The 25611-nt window shown below is 47.2% G+C and carries 12 protein-coding genes; 3 read left to right on the top strand and 9 right to left on the bottom strand.

All coding sequences use genetic code 11. From position 1 onward, the window contains the following. Positions 1-12: 12 nt before the first annotated feature. The 4 genes from RQP50_RS15995 to RQP50_RS15980 form a co-directional block, all read right to left on the bottom strand. Positions 13-2604, bottom strand: coding sequence for an ABC transporter permease (locus RQP50_RS15995; RefSeq protein ID WP_072729458.1), 2592 nt, complete (start codon positions 2602-2604; stop codon positions 13-15). Further along, entirely contained in the window at positions 2601-3284 is a 684-nt protein-coding gene (locus RQP50_RS15990) for an ABC transporter ATP-binding protein (RefSeq protein WP_072729459.1), read from the bottom strand. Before RQP50_RS15990 ends, RQP50_RS15995 begins: the two co-directional genes overlap by 4 nt. A gap of 94 nt (positions 3285-3378) precedes the next feature. After that, positions 3379-4380 (bottom strand): sensor histidine kinase, encoded by a 1002-nt coding sequence (locus RQP50_RS15985; RefSeq protein ID WP_072729460.1) that lies wholly within the window; start codon positions 4378-4380, stop codon positions 3379-3381. Next, entirely contained in the window at positions 4381-5064 is a 684-nt protein-coding gene (locus tag RQP50_RS15980; protein WP_072729461.1) for a response regulator transcription factor, read from the bottom strand. Positions 5065-5379: 315 nt separating this feature from the next. Between RQP50_RS15980 and RQP50_RS15975 the strand changes: the two genes are divergently transcribed. The 3 genes from RQP50_RS15975 (at position 5380) to RQP50_RS15965 (ending at position 22196) form a co-directional block, all read left to right on the top strand. Continuing rightward, positions 5380-15330, top strand: coding sequence for a non-ribosomal peptide synthetase/type I polyketide synthase (locus RQP50_RS15975; protein ID WP_315746017.1), 9951 nt, complete (start codon positions 5380-5382; stop codon positions 15328-15330). Further along, on the top strand, positions 15327-20768 hold the full coding sequence (locus RQP50_RS15970) for a non-ribosomal peptide synthetase (protein WP_315746016.1): 5442 nt from the start codon (positions 15327-15329) through the stop codon (positions 20766-20768). The genes RQP50_RS15975 and RQP50_RS15970 overlap by 4 nt, the downstream gene beginning before the upstream one ends. Before the next feature lie 288 nt (positions 20769-21056). Next, positions 21057-22196 carry a hypothetical protein gene (locus tag RQP50_RS15965; RefSeq protein WP_315746015.1) on the top strand — a complete coding sequence of 380 codons (1140 nt, stop codon included), beginning with the start codon at positions 21057-21059 and terminating at the stop codon, positions 22194-22196. A gap of 120 nt (positions 22197-22316) precedes the next feature. Here the strand turns inward: RQP50_RS15965 and RQP50_RS15960 are convergent, their stop codons facing one another. The 5 genes from RQP50_RS15960 to RQP50_RS15940 are packed head-to-tail and all read right to left on the bottom strand — an operon-like array spanning position 22317 to position 25455. Then, the gene (locus tag RQP50_RS15960; RefSeq protein WP_315746014.1) at positions 22317-23183 is read right to left on the bottom strand and encodes a CPBP family intramembrane glutamic endopeptidase; all 867 of its coding nucleotides are present in this window, start codon (positions 23181-23183) and stop codon (positions 22317-22319) included. A 60-nt stretch (positions 23184-23243) separates the two neighbouring features. Continuing rightward, complete coding sequence (locus tag RQP50_RS15955) at positions 23244-23534, bottom strand: YfzA family protein (protein WP_315746013.1); 291 nt, start codon at positions 23532-23534, stop codon at positions 23244-23246. 55 nt (positions 23535-23589) lie between these two features. Then, positions 23590-24216, bottom strand: a complete 627-nt coding sequence (locus RQP50_RS15950; RefSeq protein WP_315746012.1) for an ABC-2 transporter permease — start codon at positions 24214-24216, stop codon at positions 23590-23592. After that, positions 24209-25075, bottom strand: a complete 867-nt coding sequence (locus RQP50_RS15945; protein ID WP_315746011.1) for an ABC transporter ATP-binding protein — start codon at positions 25073-25075, stop codon at positions 24209-24211. The genes RQP50_RS15950 and RQP50_RS15945 overlap by 8 nt, the downstream gene beginning before the upstream one ends. Next, entirely contained in the window at positions 25072-25455 is a 384-nt protein-coding gene (locus tag RQP50_RS15940; protein WP_315746156.1) for a GntR family transcriptional regulator, read from the bottom strand. The genes RQP50_RS15945 and RQP50_RS15940 overlap by 4 nt, the downstream gene beginning before the upstream one ends. Positions 25456-25611: the final 156 nt, after the last annotated feature.

Here is a 25611-nt window from a genome sequence, read left to right as displayed (position 1 = left end):
TTGTTCGGGATCTTATATATTCTCCTGCTTCAACGCATCAATTATGTTCTCTTTCTTTACCTTAGCACTGGAATATAGCATAGCCGCACTGACAATAACAAATACGGCAGCAATGACAGTGAGAATATTAACCCAAGAAAAAGTAAACTCAAAAAGATAACGTTGCGACAATGTTCTATGAATGAAATACATGACGACGAAGCTTAGAGGAAGGCCGTACAAGAGAGATTTCACTCCATAAAAAATGCTCTCGTAGTTCATCATTTTCGCAAAGCCTTTAGGCGTCATACCTACTGATTTCAGCATCGCGAATTCCCGCTTCCGAAGCGATATGCTCGTCGAGATTGTATTGAAGATGTTCGCAATAGAAATAGCTGAAATCAATATGATAAAGCCGTACGAGAATACGGACATGATCAAAATTCTTTGTTCTTCCACGGTTCTGGACTGGTATTCATTCAAAAAGGACAGATTAGAATCTCTGAATTCTTCAATCTCCTGCTGTGTCTTCAAAGGATCTTTGCTTTTTAAAAATAATTGAGACTGACCGTATGCCCCAATCTTTTCATCAATGAGTCGCTCCAAGACACGTTTTGATACGACAATATCTAACTCGCCTACTGCTGATGAACGTATCCCCATAGGCAATTGATCCGTCTTCGCAGCGATGGTTACCTCTTTTAAATCTGTTTCTTTATTTGTTTCTTCGCTTATATAGCTCAACTGAAGACTTTGACCGATTTTTGCATGAATATTCTTCGTTTGCACAAATTTATTGGTCGCCTCGTCCTTATATTGAATCGTATCCACCACGATCGCGGCGGGATGATCTGGATTCATCAGCTGTTCGACATTTGCGCCAACCGCTTTGGCATAGGCTTGCAAGCTCGAATCGTTCATGGCATTAATATTTATGTCATAAAGGTATTTCCCTTCCTTCAGTACACTCCTATCCTTCTTGACCGCTTCTTGCAGCTCATTGGCGATTGCAGCTTCTCCGATCCAGGCGTTAACCCTGTACATTTCCGTCACATTGTATTCGGTCACACCGTCAAGGGATACAATCGATTGAACCGTCGTATCGTCCATTTGATTCCCATTGTTGTACCAGATGTGAATGTCGTAATTAACACCTTCCAGTGAGAGTGCTAGAGATTGCTTGAGATTGGCGGTATAAAATGACACCGTTAAAAACAGGACGATGCTGATTATGATTGAAAATACGGTGGCATGGTATCTTCGTTTATTTCGTTTTATATTTTTCAATCCGATCTCGGCTTCGATGCCGAATAGCTTGCGCATGAGCTTCGACGTTTTCACGGCTCTCCTTGTAAGCTTCACATCGGCAGTTTGGCGAATTGCGTCAATTGCAGAGATTTTGGAAGCTTTTATTGCTGGGACAAATGTCGAAATGAAAATCGTCAACATCGAAACAACACAGGCAATCAGGAGCGACATTGGCGTGATGATGAGTGTTAATTTTTCCGTAGTCACAAGTGCCCCTTGAATGATGGGATTGATGAACAAGAAGGTTATCCCTATCCCGGCAAGACCGCAGAGGATCCCGATGGGAATGCTGATTGCTCCTATGATAATACCTTCGAAGAACACCGAATTTCTCTTCTGCCGCTTGGTCGCCCCGACGCTTGCAAGCATCCCAAGATGACGTGAACGCTCTGAGACGGATATCGCAAATGCATTGTAGATCAACGAGATCGAGCCGATGATGATGACCGCCATAATGATAACTGATAAAGAAATCAACATGCTGCTAGAGGCTTTGTTTTTCGACAAGCCATAATAGTGAAGCAACTCGTGATTATATTGGACGTTTTCGATGTTGTTGCTTTTCGCCAACTGTTCCGCATGATCGAACAAGGAACGATCAACGGTTTTCAGGACAACTGCTGCGTTGACTCGATCTGTTGCCTTTATACTGGTTTCATCGATATAGCTTATAATGGTATATCCAGGCGCCCATGCCGGTTCCATGACCGGACGTTTGATGAAGCCTACTACCGTGTATTCCTTGTTCGTGATTAGCTGTAAGGATTCAGACAATTTTCCATTTTCACGTCGCAACATCTCTAATTGATCCAGCGGTTTCTCGTTGCCCTTCTCGAATCGTTCGCCGACTGACAAGGTTAAGTGGTCGCCAATTTTATAGTTGACCTTTTCGTTCTTCACTATGGCTTCCGATATCACGACCTCCTTGTCTGTTTGAGGCAGTCGTCCCTTGCTCAACTGAATGGGAAAATGCGTGAAACCCTGTGCATTATACGCCTGGATAAATAAATAGGGCTTACTAGAGTTTTGTTTCCCTACTAACGGAGCATAGCCGAGATCTTGGGTGATCGTGACGACTTTGGTTGCATCATCGTTCTGTATTGCTGCAAGCTGTTCTTTGCTTAAATCTTTATAAAGGACATGCCACTCCCCACCATCTGCGATGGTTTGCCTTTTCATGAGATCCAAAAAAGAAAATCCAAGCGTTGCCACAGCCGTCACCATGGCAACCGAAATGATGACGCCTATGATCGTGACCAGTGTACGCCGTTTATTTTGCATCAAATGTCTGATCGTAAGTGTATTGACGATGTTCACGGACGGATCACCTCGTCCTTGGCAATCCTTCCATCTTCAATGGAAATGATCCTATCGGCCTGCAAGGCGATTCGTTCGTCGTGTGTAATTACGATCAGCGTCTGCTGATAGGCCTTATTTAACATCTTTAACAAATCAACGATCTCACTGCTATTTTTGCTGTCTAAATTCCCTGTCGGCTCATCTGCAAGCATGATCGCAGGATTGCTAATGAGTGCTCTGCCGATCGAGACCCTTTGCTGCTGCCCGCCAGATAGCTGGTTAGGCAGGTGGTTTAGCCGATGCTTCAAATTCAATGTCCCTACAAGCACGTCCAATTGCTTTTTATCTACCTTTTGTTTATCCAGCAAAAGCGGCAGCGTCATATTCTCTTCCACGGTCAGGACGGGAATGAGATTGAAAAACTGATAAATCAGGCCGATTTGTCTCCGTCGAAAGATGGCCAGCTGCGTTTCGTCCAAGGCATACATGTCTGTATCCTCAACGAACACTTTGCCGCTAGTCGGCCGATCCACACCCCCCAGCATATGTAGAAGTGTTGATTTTCCTGACCCAGAGGGCCCAACTATCGCGACGAATTCCCCTTTTCGCACGGAAAAAGATACATCATCCAGTGCTGTTACTGCTGATTCACCTTTCCCGTATTGTTTAGACAGATGTTCGATTCGTAAAATTTCCATGTGTTAACCTCCATAGCTTTGCTGATGGATATCATTTTATCTGTCCAACATGACTCTCCAGTGACTGTGAAAGTGACGATTTAGTCACTTTCGGTTAAATGACTTGCTTATACAATTTAATCCGAAACTCGGTTCCGTTTCCGCCGTCACTCCTCACATCGATCACTCCGCCCTGATTTGCGATAATACTGTGAGCCATGGCCAGACCAATGCCGATACTCCCCTCACTAGCATGCTTCCCTTTATAAAACCGTTTGAAAATGTAAGGCAAATCTTCTTTTGGTATGCCCTTGCCGTTGTCGGCAATGACAATTTCCGTAAATAGCGCATTTTCTGTAAATGAAATGGCGATTGCTCCGCCTTCCTGCGTATGCTCGACGCCATTTTTCAAAATATTGATGAGCGCTTCACTTGTCCAATTGAAATCACCTATAAATGAGACGTTGTCATCTCCATTGATCGAAACTGTCTGTTCCTTAATATCCATCGGAATCAGGACAGGCTCTAGCGCCTGCTGGATAAGCTGTTTAACCAATACTGGCTCTTTTTTGAATGGAATTGTTTTGGCATCCATTTTCGAGAGCTTTAGGAGAGATGACACAAGCCAATCGATTCGCTCCAGTTGAATTCGAATGTTGTGGGTGAATTCCATTCTTTTGACTGGCGGCAGATCAGCGCTGCTTAACAAATCGGCCATTACCGTCATGGAAGTAAGCGGCGTCTTGAGCTGATGCGAGATATCCGAAATGGCGTCCGTCAATTGCATTTTGTCCCGCTGCAGCAGCGAGCGCTGCTCGGAAAGCATAAGTGTCACTTTGTATATATCGTTCTTCAAAATGCTGAGCTCGCCTTCTTGGTTATCGCGTACGTCGAGCGAATCATTGCCGCTGCTAATTTCGCGCAAATAAATTGAAAGTTTCTCAAGTTCTCGATATCTCCATCTCGTAAATGCCAAGCTGCTTCCTATAAGCAGAAGCGACAAGATAACAACAAGTGCCAATGCAGCAGACGATATAAAAGCAGCGACGGCGATCGCTGCTGCACTGATTGTGACCATAACTGTCAATAGGATTTGTATTTCTCGATTGCGGAGCATCTAATCACCCACCTTGTAGCCGAATCCACGGATCGTTTTAATCATTGCCGGATGCTGCGGATCATCCTCCAGCTTTTCACGCAGCCTCTTGATATACACAGTTAGCGTATTATCGTTTACGAATTCGCCAGCCACATCCCAAATCTGCTCCAACAGCTGATTTCTCGTGAGAACCTGCCCAATATGATTGGCAAAGATCAGCAGCAAGCGGTATTCTAATGCGGTCAATAGGATTTCAGCCCGATCCTTGTACACTTTGCCTTCCAGCGTATTGATACGCACAGTCCCGATATCAATGATTGTTTTTGCCTGCGATGGTTTATGGTATCTCCGCAACACCGACTTGATCCGTGACAGAAGTTCGCGAACTCGAAAAGGCTTCGTAATATAATCATCGGCCCCCATATCCAGACCCATGACGACGTTGACCTCATCGTCAATCGCGGTTAAGAAGATAACCGGAATATCTTGCCGCTCCTTCACCATTTTACACAGTTCATACCCGCTTCCATCTGGAAGCGACAAATCAAACAGACATAACGCAAATTGATCCATGTTTTCAGTGAGCATTTTCTTAGCTGATGCGACATCGTGGCACAACACAGTATCAAATTGATCCTGCTGCAGTGAATATTCCAATCCAGACGCGATCGTTTTATCGTCTTCTACAACTAATATCTTCATCACTAGTTCCCCTACTCTATGCCTGAATTCATTCTTTCTTCCTCGTGTCGACATTATATACTCTATCATTTTCTGATGGGAAGAGGTTTTATGCGTAATCAACAGGATTTATCATACATTATAAAAATATATATTATTTATGACATAAAAAACCAAATTGCGACAAAATCATCGATATACAATTTTTGTATCATAAACTAGAATAAGGGTTGTAAATAATGGGGAACCATTTCATGGTTTACATGCTATTTACTGAGAAATAAAGTTTTCCGTCGTCGCACAAGTCCCTTTCACTTTCACAAAGGAGGATAATCAATGAACGAATCTGAATCTGCGCTTATTCAGGCAGTAAGAGATGTCCGGGAGAAGCATGTACATGGCGTAACGCTCATTACAGGAGATCGGCAAGAACGATTTTACAGTTACAAGCAAGTCTTTGATAATGCCCTTATGTATTTGCATACCTTGCAAGCTCACGGTATTCGTGCTGGCGACGAGCTTGTATTTCAATTGAACGATGACGAATCGGAGCACTTTATTTTTTTGTTCTGGGCCTGCATACTAGGCGGAATCATTGCCGTACCCGTCTCGGTCGGCAGCAATGCGGAGCACAAAAACAAGTTTTTTAAAATCTGGGGTACACTCCAAAACCCTTACCTTGCAACTTCGCCGCCTGTAATGGAAAGATTGCGCGCGCACGCCTCCGATAACCGACATACATTGCACGACATGGACATGATAGCCGATAAGACCGTGTATCTGGAAGCGTTGGAGTGCTCCGTCCCCGCCCACGGAACGATTCATCAAGGTTCGTCCCGTACGATTGCTTTCATTCAGTTCTCTTCCGGTTCAACGGGCAATCCAAAAGGAGTCATTGTGACGCATGAAAATGTATACTCCAACACGCGTGCGATCAATAATCGGTTCGAAACGAGGGATGACGACTCCTTTTTGTCATGGATGCCGTTAACTCATGACATGGGGCTGATCTCCTTCCATATCACCCCGCTCATCAAAGGTGTAAATCAATACATCATGCCAACATCCGTGTTTATACGCAGACCGACGCTTTGGTTCAAAAAAATAAACGACCACAATATTACTATCACTTCTTCCCCAAATTTCGGCTACAAATACTTTCTGAAAATGTTCAAGCCTGAGATTGCCGCCGATTGGGATTTATCTAGACTTCGAATTATTGTAAATGGTGCCGAACCCATTTCATCAGAGCTTTGCAATGAGTTTTTGGATAAGATGGCTCCATATGGATTACAGCGGACAAGCATAAGGCCAGCTTATGGCCTAGCCGAGGCAACTGTTGCCGTCTCCCTCACTGATGGCAAAACTGAGTTTGTACCGATTCATCTGGATCGCACCTTATTAAACATTGGCCAGGAGATTGTCATTTCGGACAGATCCACTGAACATACTCTTACCTTTGTCGAAGTTGGACATGCAATTGATGACTGTGCGATCCGAATCTGCGACGATCATGATCGCATTCTGCCGGATAAGGTAATCGGCCATATTCAAATACAAGGAAAAAATGTAACTGCCGGTTATTACAATAACCGAGAGACTACTGCCGACATGTTCACGGCGGATCAATGGGTCAGAACGGGAGATCTAGGCTTTTTCATCGATGGAAGTCTAGTTATGACAGGGCGTTACAAAGACATGATTATTGTGAACGGCCAGAATATTTATCCGCATGATATTGAACGGACAGCGGAAGAAGTCGAGGGCGTGGAATTAGGGAAGATCGCTGCCTGCGGCGTATACAACAAAGAGAGAGGCGAGGATGATATCGTCGTATTTGTCGTTAGCAAAAAAAATGATGCTCACTTCGCCTCGCTGTCTGAAAGCTTAGAAGAACATTTATTCCAGCGCGGAGGCTGGAAAATCGCAAAGGTAATACCGATTCGGCAAATGCCGAAAACGACAAGCGGTAAAGTGCAAAGGTACAAGTTGGCACAGAATTATGCCGCTTCGCAGGCGAAGGAAAGCGACAACATCAGTCCTGCCCCTGTTTCCACGGAGCGAAAATCTTCAAGCCTAGAACTGATCATGTCCTATTTGCATCATCATTGCAATGCCAAGACCAATCTGAACGAACATGAATCCTTTGTCAGATTCGGCCTGGATTCGTTAGAGGCGGTCAGAATGATCGATCATGTTGCCGACCGGTTGGGTATGACGCTGTCCCCTGCCTTGATCTGGGACTATCCGACGCCAAATAAGCTTGCGCAATACCTAGACTCTATCGCAAGCCAACCTTCCGTCCAAGAGCCTGATGCAGATCGCGGATCGATTGATGATTCAATCGCTATCGTCGGCATGGAAGGGAAATTTCCTGGGGCGGACGGCATCGCGGCATATTGGGAACTTTTGAAGGGCGGAAAAAACGCAATATCCGACATGGACGACAAAAGGAAAGCGCTATGCGGCATAAATCCGAATTTTCATATGTTCGGCGGATTTCTGGATGGCATCGAACTATTCGACAGTGAATTCTTCGCCATCTCCCCTAGAGAGGCGGCAAGCATGGATCCCCAACAACGGCTGTTGCTGGAGGTGACATGGAGAGCATTCGAAAATGCCAACATCAACCTCGCTCATCTTAAGGGCAGCGCAACAGGTGTATTTATAGGGGCCAGCGCAACCGATTATATCTATTTGCCGAAACCAAGCACAACAAATGATTCTGAGCCATATCAAGTGTCGGGCGGTGCGCTGAGTATTATCGCCAATCGGGTTTCGTATTTTTATGATTTCCGCGGTCCGAGCATGTGTATCGATTCTGCTTGTTCGTCATCATTAGTGGCCCTTCATTATGCATGCCAAAGCCTGCTCAGCGGGGAATGCGATGCGGCTGTAGCCGGAGGGGTAAACCTATTGCTTTCCGCCAGCATCACGGAAGGTTTGCAGGAAGCCAAAATGCTGTCTGAGGATGGATCATGCAAGACGTTCGACGACAGGGCCAATGGTTACGTCCGCGGAGAAGGCTGCGGGGTCGTTATCCTGAAACGCTTAAAGGATGCAATTGCAAACGGTGACCGGATTCATGCCGTCATTAAAGGAACGGCCGTTAATCAAGACGGTCGCAGCAACGGCTTAACCGCGCCTAACGGGATCGCGCAAAGACAAGTGATACGCAGAGCGATCGAGCAGGCTCAGCTGAAACCTGCGGACATCGGCTATGTAGAGGCTCATGGCACCGGTACGCCTCTGGGCGATCCCATCGAAGCTGAGGCAATTAAAGAGATTTATGGTTGTCCGTCGGCAGGGATAAATGACGACGACATCTGCTATCTCGGTTCCGTCAAAACGAATATCGGACATCTCGAAGCGGCTGCTGGCATTGCCGGACTTATCAAAACGGTGCTGGCGATTCAGCACGGCGAAATTCCTGCCCATTTGCACATGACCAAGCTAAATCGATACATAAGTCTCGATCGTTCCCGCCTCCGCATCCCTGTTGAGACGGAAAGCTGGATCAAACCTGTAAAAGCAGCCGGGGTAAGCTCGTTCGGATTTGGCGGAACGAATGCCCACGTTATTGTGCAGGAGGCACCATCCCGTACCGATAAGCGAGCTAACAATGCCATGGAATCGAGAGCGCATCTGCTGACATTATCATCCCCTACCGCGGAAGGATTAGTTAGACTCGCTTCCACGTACGATTCCTATTTACAGCACGCATCCTCAGAGCAATTAGGAGCCATATGCGGAACGGCCAATACCCGCCGACCAGCATTCCTGCACAGAGCTTCATTCGTTGGCGGCTCACTTGAAGAGATACATGAGAAAGTCCGCAGTTTCTCCGCTCGCGGGGTCAACGGCATTGCAGGCAGTCCCGTCCACTCTCCCAAAATCGTCTTTATGTTTACGGGACAAGGAAGCCAATATGTTAATATGGCCCGCGGCTTGTATGCAAGCTCAGAAGTGTTTCGCTCGAACATGAATCGATGCGCCGAGTTAGTAAAGGATCGATTGGATCATTCTCTACTGGATGTCATTTATGATGTAGAAAATGAATCTGCGTCAGCTCTCCTTCATCGTACAGACTACACGCAGTGCGCTCTTTTCGCATTGGAGTACTCTCTAGCACAAGTATGGCTATCGCTTGGAATCGAACCTGCTGCGGTAGTCGGACATAGCGTGGGCGAATATGTGGCGGCATGCATTGCAGGGGTATTTTCTCTTGAAGATGCGTTGGCTGTAGTTGCCGAGCGAGGAAAGCTCATGACACAAAAGTGCGATCCTGGAGCAATGGCGGCAGTCATGGGAGATGCGGAGGAACTGGAAAGCGTGCTTTGCGCCCATCCGAACGTAGAAATCTCCGCCATTAATAGCAGCAACAATTTTGTCATTGCAGGCGCCCCGGATGATGTAGTTGAAGCTACGAACCATCTGCAACGAGCAGGCGTTCATACCGTACCGCTTGAGGTAAACTATGGATTTCATTCTCAATTAGTCGAGCCAATGCTGCAAGACTATTACGATATCATAAAACGATTAAAATTCAATCCTCCCCAAATTCCGCTTGTCTCTAACGTAACCGGCGAATTTATCGGTTCAATTACTGCCGAGTATTGGATCAGGCATACACGGGAAGCTGTTCGGTTCAAAGACTCTTTATATACATTGGTAAATGACGGGTGCAATATCTTTTTGGAAATCGGTGCTCATGCCGTACTGTCACGGATTGGACAGCGAGAATTCAATAATGGTACCTATAAATGGATTCCTTCTCTCCTAAAAGGAAGGGATGACGAATATTCGCTGCTCGAAGCTGTAGGCAATCTGTACGTCGTCGGCGGACAAGTCCAGTTTGAGGCACTCTACCAATTGGACACTCATGAATGCGCGCAATTGCCGAACTATCCGTTTGCTTATACAAAATGCTGGCAAGGCGGTCATATGAATCCGGAATCGCCAAAGGAGGAAAAGTTGGTGAAAACAATCCAAGATAGCAATATCAGAACTTCTATTATGATGGAGATCAAGGGAATATTCGCCCAGTTGCTGAATCAAGACGTGGCAAGAATCGATGAGAACCTGCCTTTATTGGAAATGGGCGCTGACTCGCTCATTCTGATGGACGTGATTCAAAAAGTAAAAAACAAATACGGAGTAACCTTTTCGGCGCGCGATTTCTTCACCGAAATCACGAGCATTTCCAAGCTATGCGCAGCCATCGAATCGGTTATGTCGCATGATGCGCTGCCAGCGCTGACCGAACAGTTGCCGAGCTCGTCAGCCGTCGATTCGCTGTCTCTGGCACTCTCCAAATCGACAGCCGTTGATTCGCCGTCCCCAGTGCTCTCCAATTCGATGCACAACGAATCAGGGCTGCTTGGATTAATGAGCGAACAACTGGCTTCCATGGAACGTGTCATCCAACATCAATTATCCTTCATCCACAATCAACCACTGAATGGAACGGCTGTTCATCCTAGTACAACGGCAATCAACCATTCGCTGAATGGATCAACTGTTCATCCGAGTACAATGGCGATCCGACCGGAATCCCCTGCCGCGCCTTCACTGCCGACAATCTCTGAAAAAGCCTGGGTTCCCTATCAAAGATGGCAGGATCAGAAAGAAGAAAGCGTAACTGGTATGCAAGAACAATATGCCAGATCGCTCGTGGCACGATTGGCCGATAAAACAAAAAAATCGAAAGAGTGGATAGCCAAGCATCGCCCCGTGTTCGCCGATTATCGCGGTGCATCTGGTTTCCGGTTTTCAACGAAAGAAGTTCATTATTTGCCCGTTGTCGATCATGCAAAAGGTTCGCGTTTTTGGGATAAGGACGGAAATGAATATATCGATTTAACGATGGGCTTCGGCGTGAATTTTTTCGGTCACGCTCCTGAGTTCATCGACGAAGCTATTAAGCGTGAGCTTCAAAACGGCTATGCTCTAGGCCCGCAATCCGGCATCGCAGGGGAAGTAGCAGATCTCATTCACCAGATTACTGGCTTGGACAGAAGTACCTTCTGCAATTCAGGGACGGAAGCGGTAATGGCTGCCCTAAGGCTTGCGCGCGCTGTAACCGGCAAGAATAAGATTGCCATGTTCGCAGGATCGTATCACGGCACGTATGACGGTGTTCTGGCCAGCATGTTCAATCGCCCCGGTTCAAACGGAGCTTCCCCTATGGCGCCAGGCATTCCTGCCGGGATTACGGAAGACGTCATGATTCTCGAATATAATAATCCACAATCGCTGGAGATTATACGATCTATGTCGGGTGAGCTGGCAGCAGTACTGGTCGAGCCTGTACAAAGCCGTCGTCCTGACCTCGTTCCTATCGCATTTTTGGAAGAGCTTCGCGAAATCACGCGGAGCAGCAATACGGCGCTGATATTTGATGAAGTGATTACCGGCTTCCGAGTTCATCCTGCCGGGTTCCAGGGCATATCGGGGATTCGACCGGATATGTGCGTTTACGGGAAAGTCCTTGGCGGAGGCATGCACATTGGAGTAGTGGCCGGCAGCGCGAAGTTCTTGGATGCCGTGGATGGAGGGCAATGGAATTTTGGTGACCGCTCTTACCCGCAAGCTGAAACAACCATAATCGCAGGCACGTTCTGCAAGCATCCCATTACGATGGCCTGCACGCATGCCGTTCTGCTTCATCTGTTGGAGTTCGGCCCGGAATTGCAAGAGAACGTCAATGCCAAGACAGCCTATTTGGTGCGCGAATTGAACGACTTTTTCGAATCCGCGAATATCCCTATGAAGATGGTTCACTTCGGCTCCCTCTTCCGGTTCGTCTATCAAGTGAACATGGATCTGTTCTTCTATGGCCTACTGGAAAAGGGCGTGTATATCTGGGAAGGACGCAACTGCTTCCTGTCGACGGAACATTCAGACGAGGACATCCGCAAGTTGATTGGGATAATCAAGGATACGATGACAGAGCTTATTGACGCTCAAATGTTTCCGGGTGCCCGCATTCCGGCTGGACAGCAGACTTCCGATAAGGAACTTATCCCCGTATCCGAGGATCAAAGGGAGTTATGGGTGCTTTCGCAGCTAGGCGATCAGGCAGCCATCGCATGCAATGAAACCGTAGTGCTTTCCCTTAAAGGCACGCTACGCCATTCATTATTAACAGAGGCAATGAACAGTGTTGTGGCGCGGCACGATTCCTTGCGGGTGACATTCGATCATCAAGGCAATATGATACCAATTCGGGGGACGGTTCACATCGATATGCCGATGCTGGATTTGAGCTCCGCAACTGATTCGAGTCCGGAATCTGCTGCAATCGATTGGATTCGCGATGAGACGGAGCGCCCTCTTGCATCAGGGAGCTTATATCGCTGCACGCTGCTCAAATTAACGACCGACAGGCATTATCTCGTATTTACTGCAAGTCACGTTCTCATAGACGGATACGCTATTGGAATTATTCTTGAAGAAATGTTCGCCGCCTATTCCTCATTGTTGAAAGGCATGCCCATTCATTTGCCAGAGCCTTTACAATTAAGAAGCTACATGGACTGGAAGGCGGGGCTGGAATCCAGTGAGGAGCGTCAAGCCAATAACCTGTATTGGTTGAACAAAACAGGCAGCAATACGACCCTGGATTTGCCGTTCGATATGAGGCGTCCGCACAAAAAAACCTATAATGGCGACATTGTTCGGCATATGGTCGATCCTACACTTGCTGAACGAGTGAACCGCTTTTCACAGCGCAATAAGGTTACTCCTTTCGTTACATTTTTAAGTGCCTATGCCCTGCTTCTCAATCGTTTGACGCATCAGACGGATCTGACCGTCGGGGTGCCTTTTGCCCAGCGCTCTTTGCCTGGCGGCTCCAGCTATGTTGGATATGCGGTCACATTATTGCCGATATCCATCGAAATGGATGAATACGCTGATTTTACACATTTGCTAAGCCAGGTGAAGACTTCTGTTTTGGAGGCCCAGGAGCACGGCGAGTTTTCATTCAGCAGCGTATTTCGAAATCCCGATGCCTCTCATCGTCTATCACCACTTGAAGTTGTTTTTAACTATGAGCGAAGAGTCAATATCCCGGATGCTGGCAATATTGAAGTCGATACCATCCCTACTCCGATTACGGCAACGAAATATGAGCTCAGTTTCAATGTCATGGATTTCAACCGAAATATTCTTTTGGATCTGACTTATAATTCAAATCTGTTCCGAAAAGATACGATCGAACGATTTTTAACCTATTACGAAAATATATTGCAGGCCATTATTGAACCGTCTGCCGAAAAGTCGCCAATCGCTTTGCTTCCTCTCCTTAACGATGCAGAGCGGGAACGGTTGCTTTTTGCTGCAGAGCCAGCGAATCTCCTGCGCGATCATCGCTGCCTTCAAGAAGTGTTTGAGGCGCAGGCCCGGCACAAACCCGATGCCGTCGCCGCCGTATATGATCATCAACAACTAACCTACGGCGAACTAAATGTGAGAGCCAATCGTCTTGCACGTCATTTGCGGACGCTGGGGGCAGGGCCCGGCGTTCTGGCAGCGATATTGGTCGAGCGCTCCCTGGACATGCTCGTCGGTATCCTCGGCGTGCTCAAAGCGGGCGCCGCTTATGTGCCGATTGACCCTGCGTACCCTGCGGAACGCATCCGTTATGTGATGGAAGACGCGGCTCCGGCCATTCTCCTCACCCAATCTCATCTCTTGCGCTCCTTGCCGCAGCATGAACTCACAACGGTGTGCCTGGATGAAGAGCGAGATACGATAGAGAAGCTATCCGGCGAAGATTTGAACGTGGAGCTGACTTCCACCAATCTTGCTTACGTGATTTACACCTCCGGTTCCACCGGGAAGCCGAAGGGCGTAATGATCTCGCATGAGAATGTCGTCCGGCTGTTTACGTCTACCGAATCCATTTTCGGTTTTCATGAAGACGATGTCTGGGCCCTGTTTCACTCCTATTCCTTCGACTTTTCCGTATGGGAAATGTGGGGCGCCTGGTTTTATGGCGGACGGTTGGTGGTCGTGCCCCATCTGACGAGTCGTTCACCGGAGAACCTGTATCACTTGCTGGAGCAGCACAAGGTTACCGTCCTCAACCAGACGCCGTCGGCATTTCGGCCATTGGCTCAATATGAGGAATCACAAGACTCGTCAAAATTAAGCCTGCGTTATATTAATTTTGGCGGAGAGCCGCTGGATTTTCAGTCATTAAAGCCTTGGATCGATCGACACGGTGATCGTTCACCTCAATTTATCAATATGTACGGAATCACGGAAACGACGGTAGTTTCTACTTACCGCCGAATAACCGCTGAGGATATCGGGCAGGACACGGGAAGCTTGATCGGAATTCCATTTCCGGACACGAAGCTGTATGTCCTTAACCGTCATATGCAGCCCGTTCCTCCTGGTGTGACTGGCGAAATGTACGTAGGAGGCCCCGGAGTCGCTAAAGGGTACTTGAACCGGGCCGAATTAAATAGCGAGCGCTTCGTGCTCGATCCGTTCGCTAATGATCCTGATGCACGCATGTACAAAAGCGGCGACCTGGCCCGCATTCGGCATAACGGGGAACTCGAATATGTAGGACGTGCGGATCATCAGGTGAAAATACGGGGATATCGCATCGAATTGGGGGAAATCGAGGCTGCGCTGAAGGAACATCCGTCTGTAAGGGAAGCTCTCGTTATAGCGGACGTTGATCCACATGGAGACAAGCGTCTGATTGCCTACGTGGAAACGGATCAATCGGGCGATATTATGCCGGTGCTGCGAGCGCATCTCGAAAGCAGGCTTCCAGATTACATGATCCCTTCCCTCTTTATGTGGCTGCAATCGATGCCTCTTACGAATAACGGGAAAATCGATCGCGATTCGCTTCCGAAGCCTGGTTACGAAAGAACGGATCTGCAGCCGACCTATGTGGCGCCGCGCAATTCGGCCGAAATGAAAATGGCCGCTATCTGGGAAGATGTGCTCGGAGTAAAAGAAGTGGGCGTGGAAGATAACTTTTTCGAGCTTGGAGGCCATTCTCTGCTCGCTACCCGGCTTCTCTCCCGCATTCGGGAAGCGTTCCAAGCAGAGATTCCTTTACATGCCCTGTTCGATGCGCCTACTGTTGCGGCTTTAACCGCCAAGCTTGAAGACATGGGAATGACTGAAATGGAATCGGAAACGGAAATGGATCCCGTTCTCCTGTCCGAACTGCTGACCGAGCTGGAAAAATTGCCAGAAGAAGAACGAGAAGCTGTTATGCGCGAACTGCCCCATAAGGAGGATGCATGGGTATGACGGATTTGCGGGATCGTTTGGCCTCGTTAACTCCCGAGCAGCAAAGAATGTTGGCAGCCCGGCTGGCCAAGGACAAGGCACCGCGCAAACCGCCAATTAAGCCGCAGTCTAGGAAGCCCACGGGATCCGTTATGTCATTTGCTCAACAACGATTATGGCTGCTTCATCAGCTTGAACCGGGCATGAATCATTATCATATTCCGTTAGCGTTCGAATTTATCGGGGAGTTGGACATAACGGCCATACAGCGGGCGTGGATCGAAGTCATCCGCCGCCACGAATCATTGAGAACGCGCTTTTCAACGATGGAAAATGCGCCAGTACAAATCATTGAGCCGATCGACACCGTTCAACCAATGAAAGAAATCGATTTGTTCGCAGATGAACGCGTCGAGGACAAATACCTGGAAGCTCGCCGCATCATCGATGAAGAGGCAGCCAAGCCGTTCGACTTGGAGCATGGGCATCCGTGCCGGAGCTTGCTCATCAAAACCGGCAAACAGGAGAATTTTCTCCTGTTTGCCTTCCATCATATCGTGTTTGATGGTTGGTCTCTGGGCGTATTTCAACAGGAGCTGCTTACGCTCTATTCCTGTTATTCGCAGGGGAAGCCGTCTCCCCTGCCCGAGCTCACCTTCCAGTATGCGGATTATGCGATCTGGCAGCGCAAATGGTTGTCGGAAGAAGAATTGGATAAGCAATTGCAATATTGGCTGGACACCCTGCATCATGCTCCTTCGGCATTAGAGCTGCCCACGGATCGTCCCCGATCCGCTACGCAAACTTTCCGGGGCGATGCCTCTCAATTGTGCATACCGGAGGCCGTAGTGCAACCGCTACTGCAATTGAGCCGCCGAGAAGGCTCGACATTGTTCATGACCTTGCTGGCGGCTTTTCAAGCATTGCTGCATCGCTATTCGGGACAGCATGACTTTTGCATTGGCACTCCGATAGCCAATCGCGGAATGTCGGAAATAGAAGGATTGATCGGCTTTTTTGTAAATACGCTCGTGATCAGAAGCGACCTGTCTACTAACCCGACGTTCCGCGAGCTGATGCAGCAAACCAAGAAACAGGTTCTTAACGCATATGAGCATCAGGATCTTCCGTTCGATCAACTGGTGCAGGCAATGCAACCTGATCGCGTAACGAGCCATAGTCCGTTATTTCAAGTCACGTTCGCAATGAATGACGATTCGTTTCAGCATATGGTGCAATCGGACGGACTGCAGGTAAAGCTATTTCCGATTGTCAACAAGACGTCAAAATATGACCTGTCCCTGGTGATGAGCCGTGTTAGGGATCACGGAATCGTTGCCGAGCTGGAGTACAACACGGATCTTTTCGATTCACAGACCGTGGAGAGGATGCTGGATCATCTCCAACATCTATTGGAGAGCATCGTGCTCAATCCTGACTTGTCCTTGAGCAGTCTGGAGATTATGGGCGAATGCGAGCGGCAGCTTTTGCTATCGGCATGGAATCGGACAGAAGCCGCAGATTTAGGCAATATGTGCATCCATGAACTTGTAGAGAAACAAGCTTCCTTATTCCCAGATGCAATTGCGGTGACATTCGGATTCGAGAAGTTCACCTATCGGGAGGTCAACATTCGCGCGAATCGGATGGCCCGCCATCTACAGCGGCTCGGTATTGGTCCAGAAGTACTGGTAGGCTTGCTGGCTGACCGTTCAGCCGAGCAAATTATCGGATTGCTCGCCATATTAAAATCCGGCGGGGCTTATGTGCCGATCGATCCGGCGTACCCTGACGAACGGATCGCTTATATGATCGAAGATGCCCAAATTCATGTACTGTTGACTCACAAACGGCATGCAGAGCGGGTTCGGCACACGAATTTGACCGTTCTTCCGTTGGACGGAATCGGCGCCAATCCGCAAGATGGTGATGAATCGGCTCCCGACAGCGGCGCTGCGCCCGGCAACTTAGCCTATGTCGTATACACTTCCGGTTCGACGGGCCGCCCTAAGGGAGTCGAAATCGAACATCATAGCTTACTCAATTTAGTGTCCTGGCATCAGAATGCGTATCGCATATCCAACTGCGATCGGGCAACATGGCTGGCAGGCCCCGCTTTTGACGCTTCCGTCTGGGAGCTGTGGCCTTATTTGGCCAACGGCGCCTCAATTCATATTCCAGACGAGGATACCCGCTTGGATCCGGATTGCCTGCGGGATTGGCTCGTGAATGAGCGCATTACCGTCAGCTTTTTGCCCACGCCGCTGGCTGAGGCGCTTCTCTCTCTGACCTGGCCTGACAAGTGCTCGCTGCGGTGCATGCTTACCGGAGGTGACAGACTGCGTTATTTTCCACCGGAGACGTTGCCGTTTGCCCTGTTCAATCATTACGGGCCGAGTGAAGGAACCGTTGTCTCCACGGCATGCCGCGTGCCTGCGAAATCACGGTCTTCCGCGGAGCTTACAGCTCCGACGATTGGACGACCGATCGCCAATATGAGAATTTATTTGCTGGATCGGCATCGCCATCCCGTTCCTATCGGCGTTGTTGGCGAAATATACATTGCAGGCCACGGCTTGGCTCGCGGTTATCTGAGAAGGCCCGAGCTTACAGCTGAGCGGTTCGGGTACGTTCCTTCCCTTCCAGGGGAACGATTGTATCGAACTGGCGATCTTGCCCGTTATTTACCGGACGGATCCATTGAATTTATGGGGCGTGCCGACGATCAGATAAAAATAAGGGGATATCGCATTGAACCCGGAGAAATCGAGGCGGCGCTTACGCTACATCCGGCTGTTGAGCAGGCGATCGTTTCCGTAAAGGAGCCTGGGCCGGAAGACAAGCGGCTGGTTGCATACGTGATCCCGTCAGCCGATATCACTCACGGATTGGATATAAGCGAGCTTCGACGGTATGTGCAGGCCCGGCTTCCGAATTATATGGTTCCTGCCGCCTTCGTCGTTACGGATGCTCTCCCATTGACTCCTAATGGTAAAGTGGATCGCAATGCGTTGCCGTCGCCGAATTTTACGGACAAGGAGGAAGAATATGTGCCTCCCCGAACGCCGACCGAAAAAAAGTTGGCTGACATTTGGTCGCAGGTGCTTGGCATTGAACTCGTCAGCATCCATGATAATTATTTCAGCTTAGGCGGCGACTCCATTTTAAGCACTCAAATTACAAGCAAAGTACGTCAATTGGGTCTGGAAATGAAGCCGAAATATCTGTTTCAATATCAATCGATCGCGGAGCTGGCTCCCATGTTAGAAGCTCTGAAGCCGCTCGAGCCAAATGAAATCGGGCAGCAAGAAGTGACGGGCTCGCTGCCGCTTACACCGATTCAACGCTGGTTATTCGAGGAGATGTCCGTTCCCGAGCATTTCAATCAGTCCATGATTTTGTCCGTGAATTCCCAAATAAGCTATGAAGTCCTGCAGAGAGCGATCGCCCATCTCGTGGCACATCATGATGCGCTGCGCCTCCGATTTACGATGGGTCGATCCGGTTGGGAACAGGCATATGCCGCTTATACGGACGAATCGCCTCTGAAGCGCATTGATCTTCGCGATCAGGCTGCAAACTTACAGGCAGATGCTTTTGCTGCCGCGATCACAGAGGCCCAAACCGGCTTCAACTTAAGCGAAGGCATGCTGCTGCGCGCCATCTATTTTGACTATGGCACCGGACAGGCAGGAAAGCTGGCCTTGGTTATTCATCATTTGGCGATAGATGGTGTTTCATGGCGCATTTTGCTGGATGATCTAAGCACGGCTTGTCAGCAATTAGTAGACCGTGAAGCCATATGCTTGCCGTCGAAAACTGCTTCATATCGCGATTGGGCACACAGCCTTGCTGCCTACTCCGCTACGGATCAATTGCGGGCAGAGCTGGAATACTGGTTACATCAAGTCAGTCCTCCCCCTCTCCTAATTCCGCTCGACTTCCCAGACGGAGCCAATACGACGGCCTCTTTGGCAGTTGCGGAATCGAATTTGTCTTCTGAAGAAACGCGGATTCTGCTGCAGGAGGCTCCATCAGCATTCGGCGCGCAAATTGATGCTATTCTGTTGGCCGCACTCGGCCGCGCTGTCTCTGGATGGTCGGGAGAAAGGAAAATGTATGTTCATATAGAGGGGCACGGCAGAGAAGAATTATTCACTGACCTTGATATCTCGCGTACAGTAGGTTGGTTTACGAACATGTATCCAGTCATGCTTGAAGTGACAGATAGCGCGGATATATACGCGGACATCCAGGGGGTAAAAGGGCGACTGAATCGTATTCCAAATCGCGGAGTCGGTTATGGCTTACTTCGTTATATGATCGAAGATGACGGAATTGCGAATCAGCTTCGCAAGCTTCCACGTCCAATGATGAGCTTTAATTACTTGGGGCAATTCAATGCTGAATGGAGTAAGGAAAAGGAAGCTTTATTCACGCTGGTTGCGGATACAGCAGGACAGGATCTTGCACCTGATTCCGAACGGACCCATTATGTCGACGTGGCGGCATTGGTGACGTCAGGCCGCCTGCACATAAGTTTGTCATACAGCGAAAATGTGCATCGTAAGCAAACGATCGAAAATCTGGCTCAAAGGTTTGAGGAAGAGCTTCGAATCATGATCGGATTATGCCAGCAATCAAAATCTCATTCATCTGTAAACGAGCGGAAGATGAGCGATGTGAGCGGTCTTGATACAAGCAGCAAATGGTTCGCTCGCAATAAGGTGAATCAGAAAGACGCAATACGGCTGTTTTGTTTGCCGTATGCTGGAGGGAACGCATCCATTTTCCGCGCATGGCACGACTATTTGCCAGCGTTCGCGGAGGTTTGCGCAGTTCAATATCCAGGCAGAGGCGCGCGATTGCGCGAACCTGCCTACACAAGCATGCCGCCGCTGCTGGAAGCAGTCGCACATGCGATGAGGCCCTTATTGGACAAACCGTATATTCTGTTTGGTTACAGCATGGGAGCCTTATTGGCCTATGAATTGTCGATCTTATTATCGAAGAGCTTGAATCGTCCTCCGCTAAAGCTTATTGTCGCGGGATTGAATGCCCCGTATGTTCAGAGTCCGGTATCTCCCATTCATGATTTGCCCGAGGAAGAATTTCGCAAGCGGCTTCGCCTGAACGGGGGAATTCCAGAAGAGCTGATAGATGACGAAGAATTGCTGGAACTCCTGTCCCCTTCTTTGAGAGCCGACTTTTCGGTATGCGAGACGTATGAATATACTCATGGCACCGTACCTTGTCCCATCGTTGCATTAGGTGGACAAGACGACGAATTTCTGTCCGAACAATCGCTGACATCCTGGCGCAGCTTGACCAATTCCGATTTTTCAAGCAAGCTCCTTCCAGGAGGACACTTTTTCTTGCACTCTCATCCGGAGCAGCTATTGACGGCAATTCGAAAAGAGATCGAATGCGTCAATACCGGATCTATTTTACGCAAGTAAAACATGAATGGAGGAACATGGGGAGTTTGCTGAATTCTTTTCAGTAGACTCCCCTTTTTATCCCGTTGGTTTATCACCTATAAAATTGGAGGAAATCGTTTCTGTTCAAACGATAAGCAAACGACTTTTAACCTTCGGTACACGACGTGCCACTGCATATATAGAGGATGCTGAATAAAAATCGTACATAAGATGAATTCTACACATGCGTCATCCAATTTCTAGGTCAGGACGAAGCCCAGAAATATTGATTTTAACAAACAACAACAGTTATTTGGAGGCTTGAAAATGATCTTGTTCGTGACCCGCTCCATGATATTCCTTCTCCTCCTTACCTATTTATCTGATAACAGCTTGATTGTTCATGCTGACTACAAGGCGCCATCTGCTGAAATGAACATAAGTGTACGGACAAGCCCCTCCGCAACATATGAACATAAAATGGTTTTGAGAAATAAGGACGCCATTCGTTTATATCAGGATAGCAAGGAAGAACAAATAGAATATCGCCCTGTACTCTCCGACATATATGTAACGATTACAAAAAATAATGGAACTAAAAATTTCCGTATGGATCAATCCGGTTCCTTATGGAACGAGGCTGAATCAACACGTCTTATCCTTACACCTAAAGCGACCAAGCAGTTACTGGTACATGCAAATTTTCTAAGAAAACATCATTATGGGACGATTGTTCCTTGGAGTGAAGCGAAAGCCTTGCTTCCTAGAAAAAGTACTTTCTCAATTATTGATTTGGAGAAAGGGTTGAAATTCCGTGTTCAGCGTCGTGCGGGAAGCAGGCATGCTGATGTGCAGCCGCTAACCAAAGAGGATACGAAGACGATGAAGCAGATGTATGATAATCATTGGAGCTGGAATCGGAAAGCGATAATCGCCGTTACTGATGACAATCGAAAAATCGCTGCTTCTATGAACGGAATGCCTCATGGCGGCGATGGGATTCCGGACAATGGATTTTCAGGACACTTCTGCGTACACTATTTAGACAGCAGTACGCATCGATCCACTCATCCGGATTTATTGCATCAGGTGATGGTTTACACGGCTGCTGGGAAAAGGGAGGCGTATTTACATAGCTTGTCGCCCGAGATGCTGTCGGAGCTATTTATCGGAGCATTGTCTCAACGAGATAATAATTTACTTATAGCAGTGTCTGAAGGCACGCATTCTGAAACGGTAAACTACTTTCTTAAGCAGATGGAGAACGGTACGACATATCGGATGATGAAAAGAAAAGAAATCCCCGACCCAGACAACGGGCATCGATTAACTACAGTGTTAGAACTACCTGTTTTCATGAAACAGAAGAATATGTCGGAAAAGAGCATAGCCATTCGATTTGAATTTGCAAGGGAATCGGTTCTTTCTCCATGGAAAATAAGGAATGTGAGCCCCAGAAAGAAATGAAGAGAGCGTAGGTCGCTCTCTTCAACTGTACTTATTTTTTTTATATCAATCTATGCATTTGATTTAAATCTAATTAATCATGGATGGATCGGATCTATGCATATCAGGTATTTCATTTGCTTAGTTCACCAGTTCGAGCGGATGCTTTTTCCGTATGCTACGCTTCGCACTTAATATAACAAGCGATACGATAATGCCCCCGATTTGAATCATACTAATAGAGATTAAGTAGCCGAGTAAGGGCGCTGATTCTTGGTAGCTTATAATTGGGGGTACGCCATAGCCATGCGGAAGAGCGACAAACCGCATAAATTCTAAGTAGGTAAGGTGAAAACCAATTGACGCCCAGAGGCTTCCGGTCCATAAACGGAGTAACTGCAAGCCTATTCCAAAACAAAAAATGACTACGATATAAATGATATTAAGCGTTAATCCGGGTGTCTGTCCAACGAACGCTTGAAATAGGGCAACCGCTGTCGTGACGCATACAAATAGTATGGTTTGAAAGAATACGGATAACCAAGCTGGGAATCGATGACGTAACACATCATACAGCAGCCCTCTTAACCCTAGTTCCTCCGGCAAAGCTTCAAAAAACACGGCAAACAATACATTGATAAGCAGCGCAGCAAACCACTGATCGGGGGCATGCCATTTTTCAATGACAATCCAACCTTGAACACTTGCTATAACGAAGCCCAAGACACCCAGTCCACCTGCCAAGAGAACCCCAGTAAAAAAGTGATATCCCCTTTTCCAGGAATATACCGGTGTCTTCGGTTTTATACCAGTCATCCGATAGAGACGCTGATATAAATACAAAATAATAGGAACAACCAGGCCGCTCATCACAAGACTCTGAATTAGGTTCCGAACATGCCTTGATGAGCCAAACAAATGCTCTGAAACATCACCGGAAAGGACGGCTAAAAACAGGGCAGCACTTACTGTAAACCATACTGCGAACAATAAACCTATCCATTTCATATTCTGATTTTCTCTCTTTATCATTACATCACAGTCCTTTCATTCCTAACATAAGTCGATTTATTTTCTGAAAAAAATACTCTTCATCGCACCTATTAGCGCAGGCAGGAGTAAGGCTACGATTAATAATGCCGTAATTACATTAGACATCGGTAAGTCATAAGGAGTGAACCATTCTGTAAAAAGTTTAGAATTCGAAATTCTGCCCATTACTGATCCCGCTTTGATTTCTCTGTACGGCGTCCACGAATACCTATCACAGACGATTAAAAAAAGCTGCCCCAGAATAAATCCCACAAGGGGCATCATCCAGCCTTTTATTTGAATTGGACGACTTTTTTGTGCTTGCATCTACGTTCAAGACCCCTTTTCGAATATTGTTTTGATCATTCAACAGTGTGGCCCCTTATAATTCCTTTTTAGTAAATAGAAATGCAGCTATATAGTAGGAAACAATGAACAACAAGATGATTCCGATTAAAATAAAATATAAAGTAGAATCACTGTGTAATCTGTTCTCGTTAATCATTTGCATAAATATTGCCGTAGGCTGCGCCAGTGCAATTAGGATTAGTGTGAACACCCCTTGAATAATAGACGCTCCTTTCTTACTTAGCGTATAAAACAGCGGCAAATAAATGGAAGCCAGGGCTAGCGTGATGGCTGCTGGTCCTAGTATATCCATGACCGTTAATTCTGGCTTGTTAAATGCCGGGAATACAGTTGTAACGAACATGTGAATGCCATAAGATGCTAGGACGCTGATAAGGCTAATAATAATGCCCGTTATGTATTTCGCTTTTACGATATTTTTACGGCTAATCGGCAGCGTGACCAGAAAATTGTGGTTATGATTCTTTATATCGATCAGCGTAACGTGACTAAGCGTAGCGAAAGCCGTATAAATACCCACAAGGTGAACAGACGATGAATGCTTTGGTATAAAAACAACACTGAATACAACAAAATACATGAGAGGTGTCCACAGCGAGCTTTTCAAAGCGATGAATTCTTTCCGAAGCAAGTTAAGCATGTACGCGTCCTCCCTTGGTTGTGAAATACACGATGTCTTCTAATGATGGTTTGTTGAGAACCGCATAATTTCCAAATAAATACTCGGCCTCCTGCCGATTATCTATTAAGCCCTCAAAACCAACGGCTGTCTCACGAATTCCGACAAATTTCTTTCTAACATCGGAATCTAGTAGTTGGGAGTCACCTTTCACGATTACGTATCTATCGAGTACATCATCTTTCGCTTCATTGAATACGAGCTTTCCGCGATTGATGAAAGCAATGTAGTCGGCAATGCGATCCAAGTCTGTCGTGATATGAGTTGAGAAAATAATCGAATTTCGCTCGTTCTGCATCATGTCCGCAAGCAGATCGAGCATCTCCCTGCGGAACACAGGATCTAGTCCGGAGGTTGGCTCGTCCATGATGAGGAGTTCAGCCTCATGTGAGAACGCAACAGCTAGGGCAAACTTCACTTTCATCCCCTTGGATAATTGTTCAATCTTCTTGTTCGGGGACAGCTCGAACTGTTCCAGATAGCTGTTAAACTTCTGTTCGTTCCATTTTTTATAGAAAGGCGCGATCATCTTCTTCATGTCACGTATCGTAAGGTGTTCATAATAGAAGCAATCATCTAACACGATGCCGATGCGCTGCTTGATTTCCACTTCTTGTGCAGGCATATCGCAGCCTAGTATCTTTACGCTCCCGGAGTCAGGGCGAATCATGCCAAGCATCATTTTGATTAAGGTGCTCTTCCCAACGCCATTCGGACCTATGAGCCCGGTAATGTAGCCCTGCTTCACATCCAAAGATATCTGATCAACTGTAAATTCAGGATATGTTTTCGTTAAATTACGTATCTCGATTACATTCATGATGTGTGCTCCTCCTCGAACAATAACTTGATATGATCTATCACATCTTGTTGACTCATGCTTAGTTCCTTGCTTTCTCGAATGATCTCTATCATTTTTTCTTCTAATTGTTTCATACGCTGCTCCCGAATGAAGTCTTTATTGGCCCCCGATACAAAAGATCCCTTCCCTACCACGGAGTCGATCAGCTTCTCTTTCTCCAGCTCCTCATATACACGCTTGGTTGTGATGACACTAACCTGCAAATCCTTAGCCAGCTGCCGAATAGAAGGAAGACTGTCGCCTGCACGCAATTCCCCGCTCAGAATGCTCTGTCTGATTTGGTTCAATATTTGCATGTATATCGGATCGCTCGAGGCATTGAAAATAATAATTTTCAGCTTCTATCACCTCAATGCTGTTTATATCCATATAGTGTACATATACAATATATACACTGTTGTGGTAAGTGTCAATAGAGTATTTAGTGTATATATATATTATATACACTGTTAAACCCAATGTGCCTATACCGATTCGGGTGCAGCATCTAATAA

The sequence above is a fragment of the Paenibacillus suaedae genome (genome assembly GCF_032337355.1).
GTDB lineage: Bacteria > Bacillota > Bacilli > Paenibacillales > Paenibacillaceae > Paenibacillus_B > Paenibacillus_B suaedae.
This window is presented reverse-complemented; position numbering and strand designations above follow the sequence as displayed.

Bases quoted from the DNA above. Each gene is read 5' to 3' on its own strand.
- RQP50_RS15945 (WP_315746011.1), bottom strand. From the start codon at position 25,075: ATGAATGTAATCGAGATACGTAATTTAACGAAAACATATCCTGAATTT.
- RQP50_RS15975 (WP_315746017.1), top strand. From the start codon at position 5,380: ATGAACGAATCTGAATCTGCGCTTATTCAGGCAGTAAGAGATGTCCGG.
- RQP50_RS15955 (WP_315746013.1), bottom strand. From the start codon at position 23,534: ATGCAAGCACAAAAAAGTCGTCCAATTCAAATAAAAGGCTGGATGATG.
- RQP50_RS15985 (WP_072729460.1), bottom strand. From the start codon at position 4,380: ATGCTCCGCAATCGAGAAATACAAATCCTATTGACAGTTATGGTCACA.
- RQP50_RS15970 (WP_315746016.1), top strand. From the start codon at position 15,327: ATGACGGATTTGCGGGATCGTTTGGCCTCGTTAACTCCCGAGCAGCAA.
- RQP50_RS15950 (WP_315746012.1), bottom strand. From the start codon at position 24,216: ATGCTTAACTTGCTTCGGAAAGAATTCATCGCTTTGAAAAGCTCGCTG.
- RQP50_RS15965 (WP_315746015.1), top strand. From the start codon at position 21,057: ATGATCTTGTTCGTGACCCGCTCCATGATATTCCTTCTCCTCCTTACC.
- RQP50_RS15980 (WP_072729461.1), bottom strand. From the start codon at position 5,064: ATGAAGATATTAGTTGTAGAAGACGATAAAACGATCGCGTCTGGATTG.
- RQP50_RS15990 (WP_072729459.1), bottom strand. From the start codon at position 3,284: ATGGAAATTTTACGAATCGAACATCTGTCTAAACAATACGGGAAAGGT.
- RQP50_RS15960 (WP_315746014.1), bottom strand. From the start codon at position 23,183: ATGAAATGGATAGGTTTATTGTTCGCAGTATGGTTTACAGTAAGTGCT.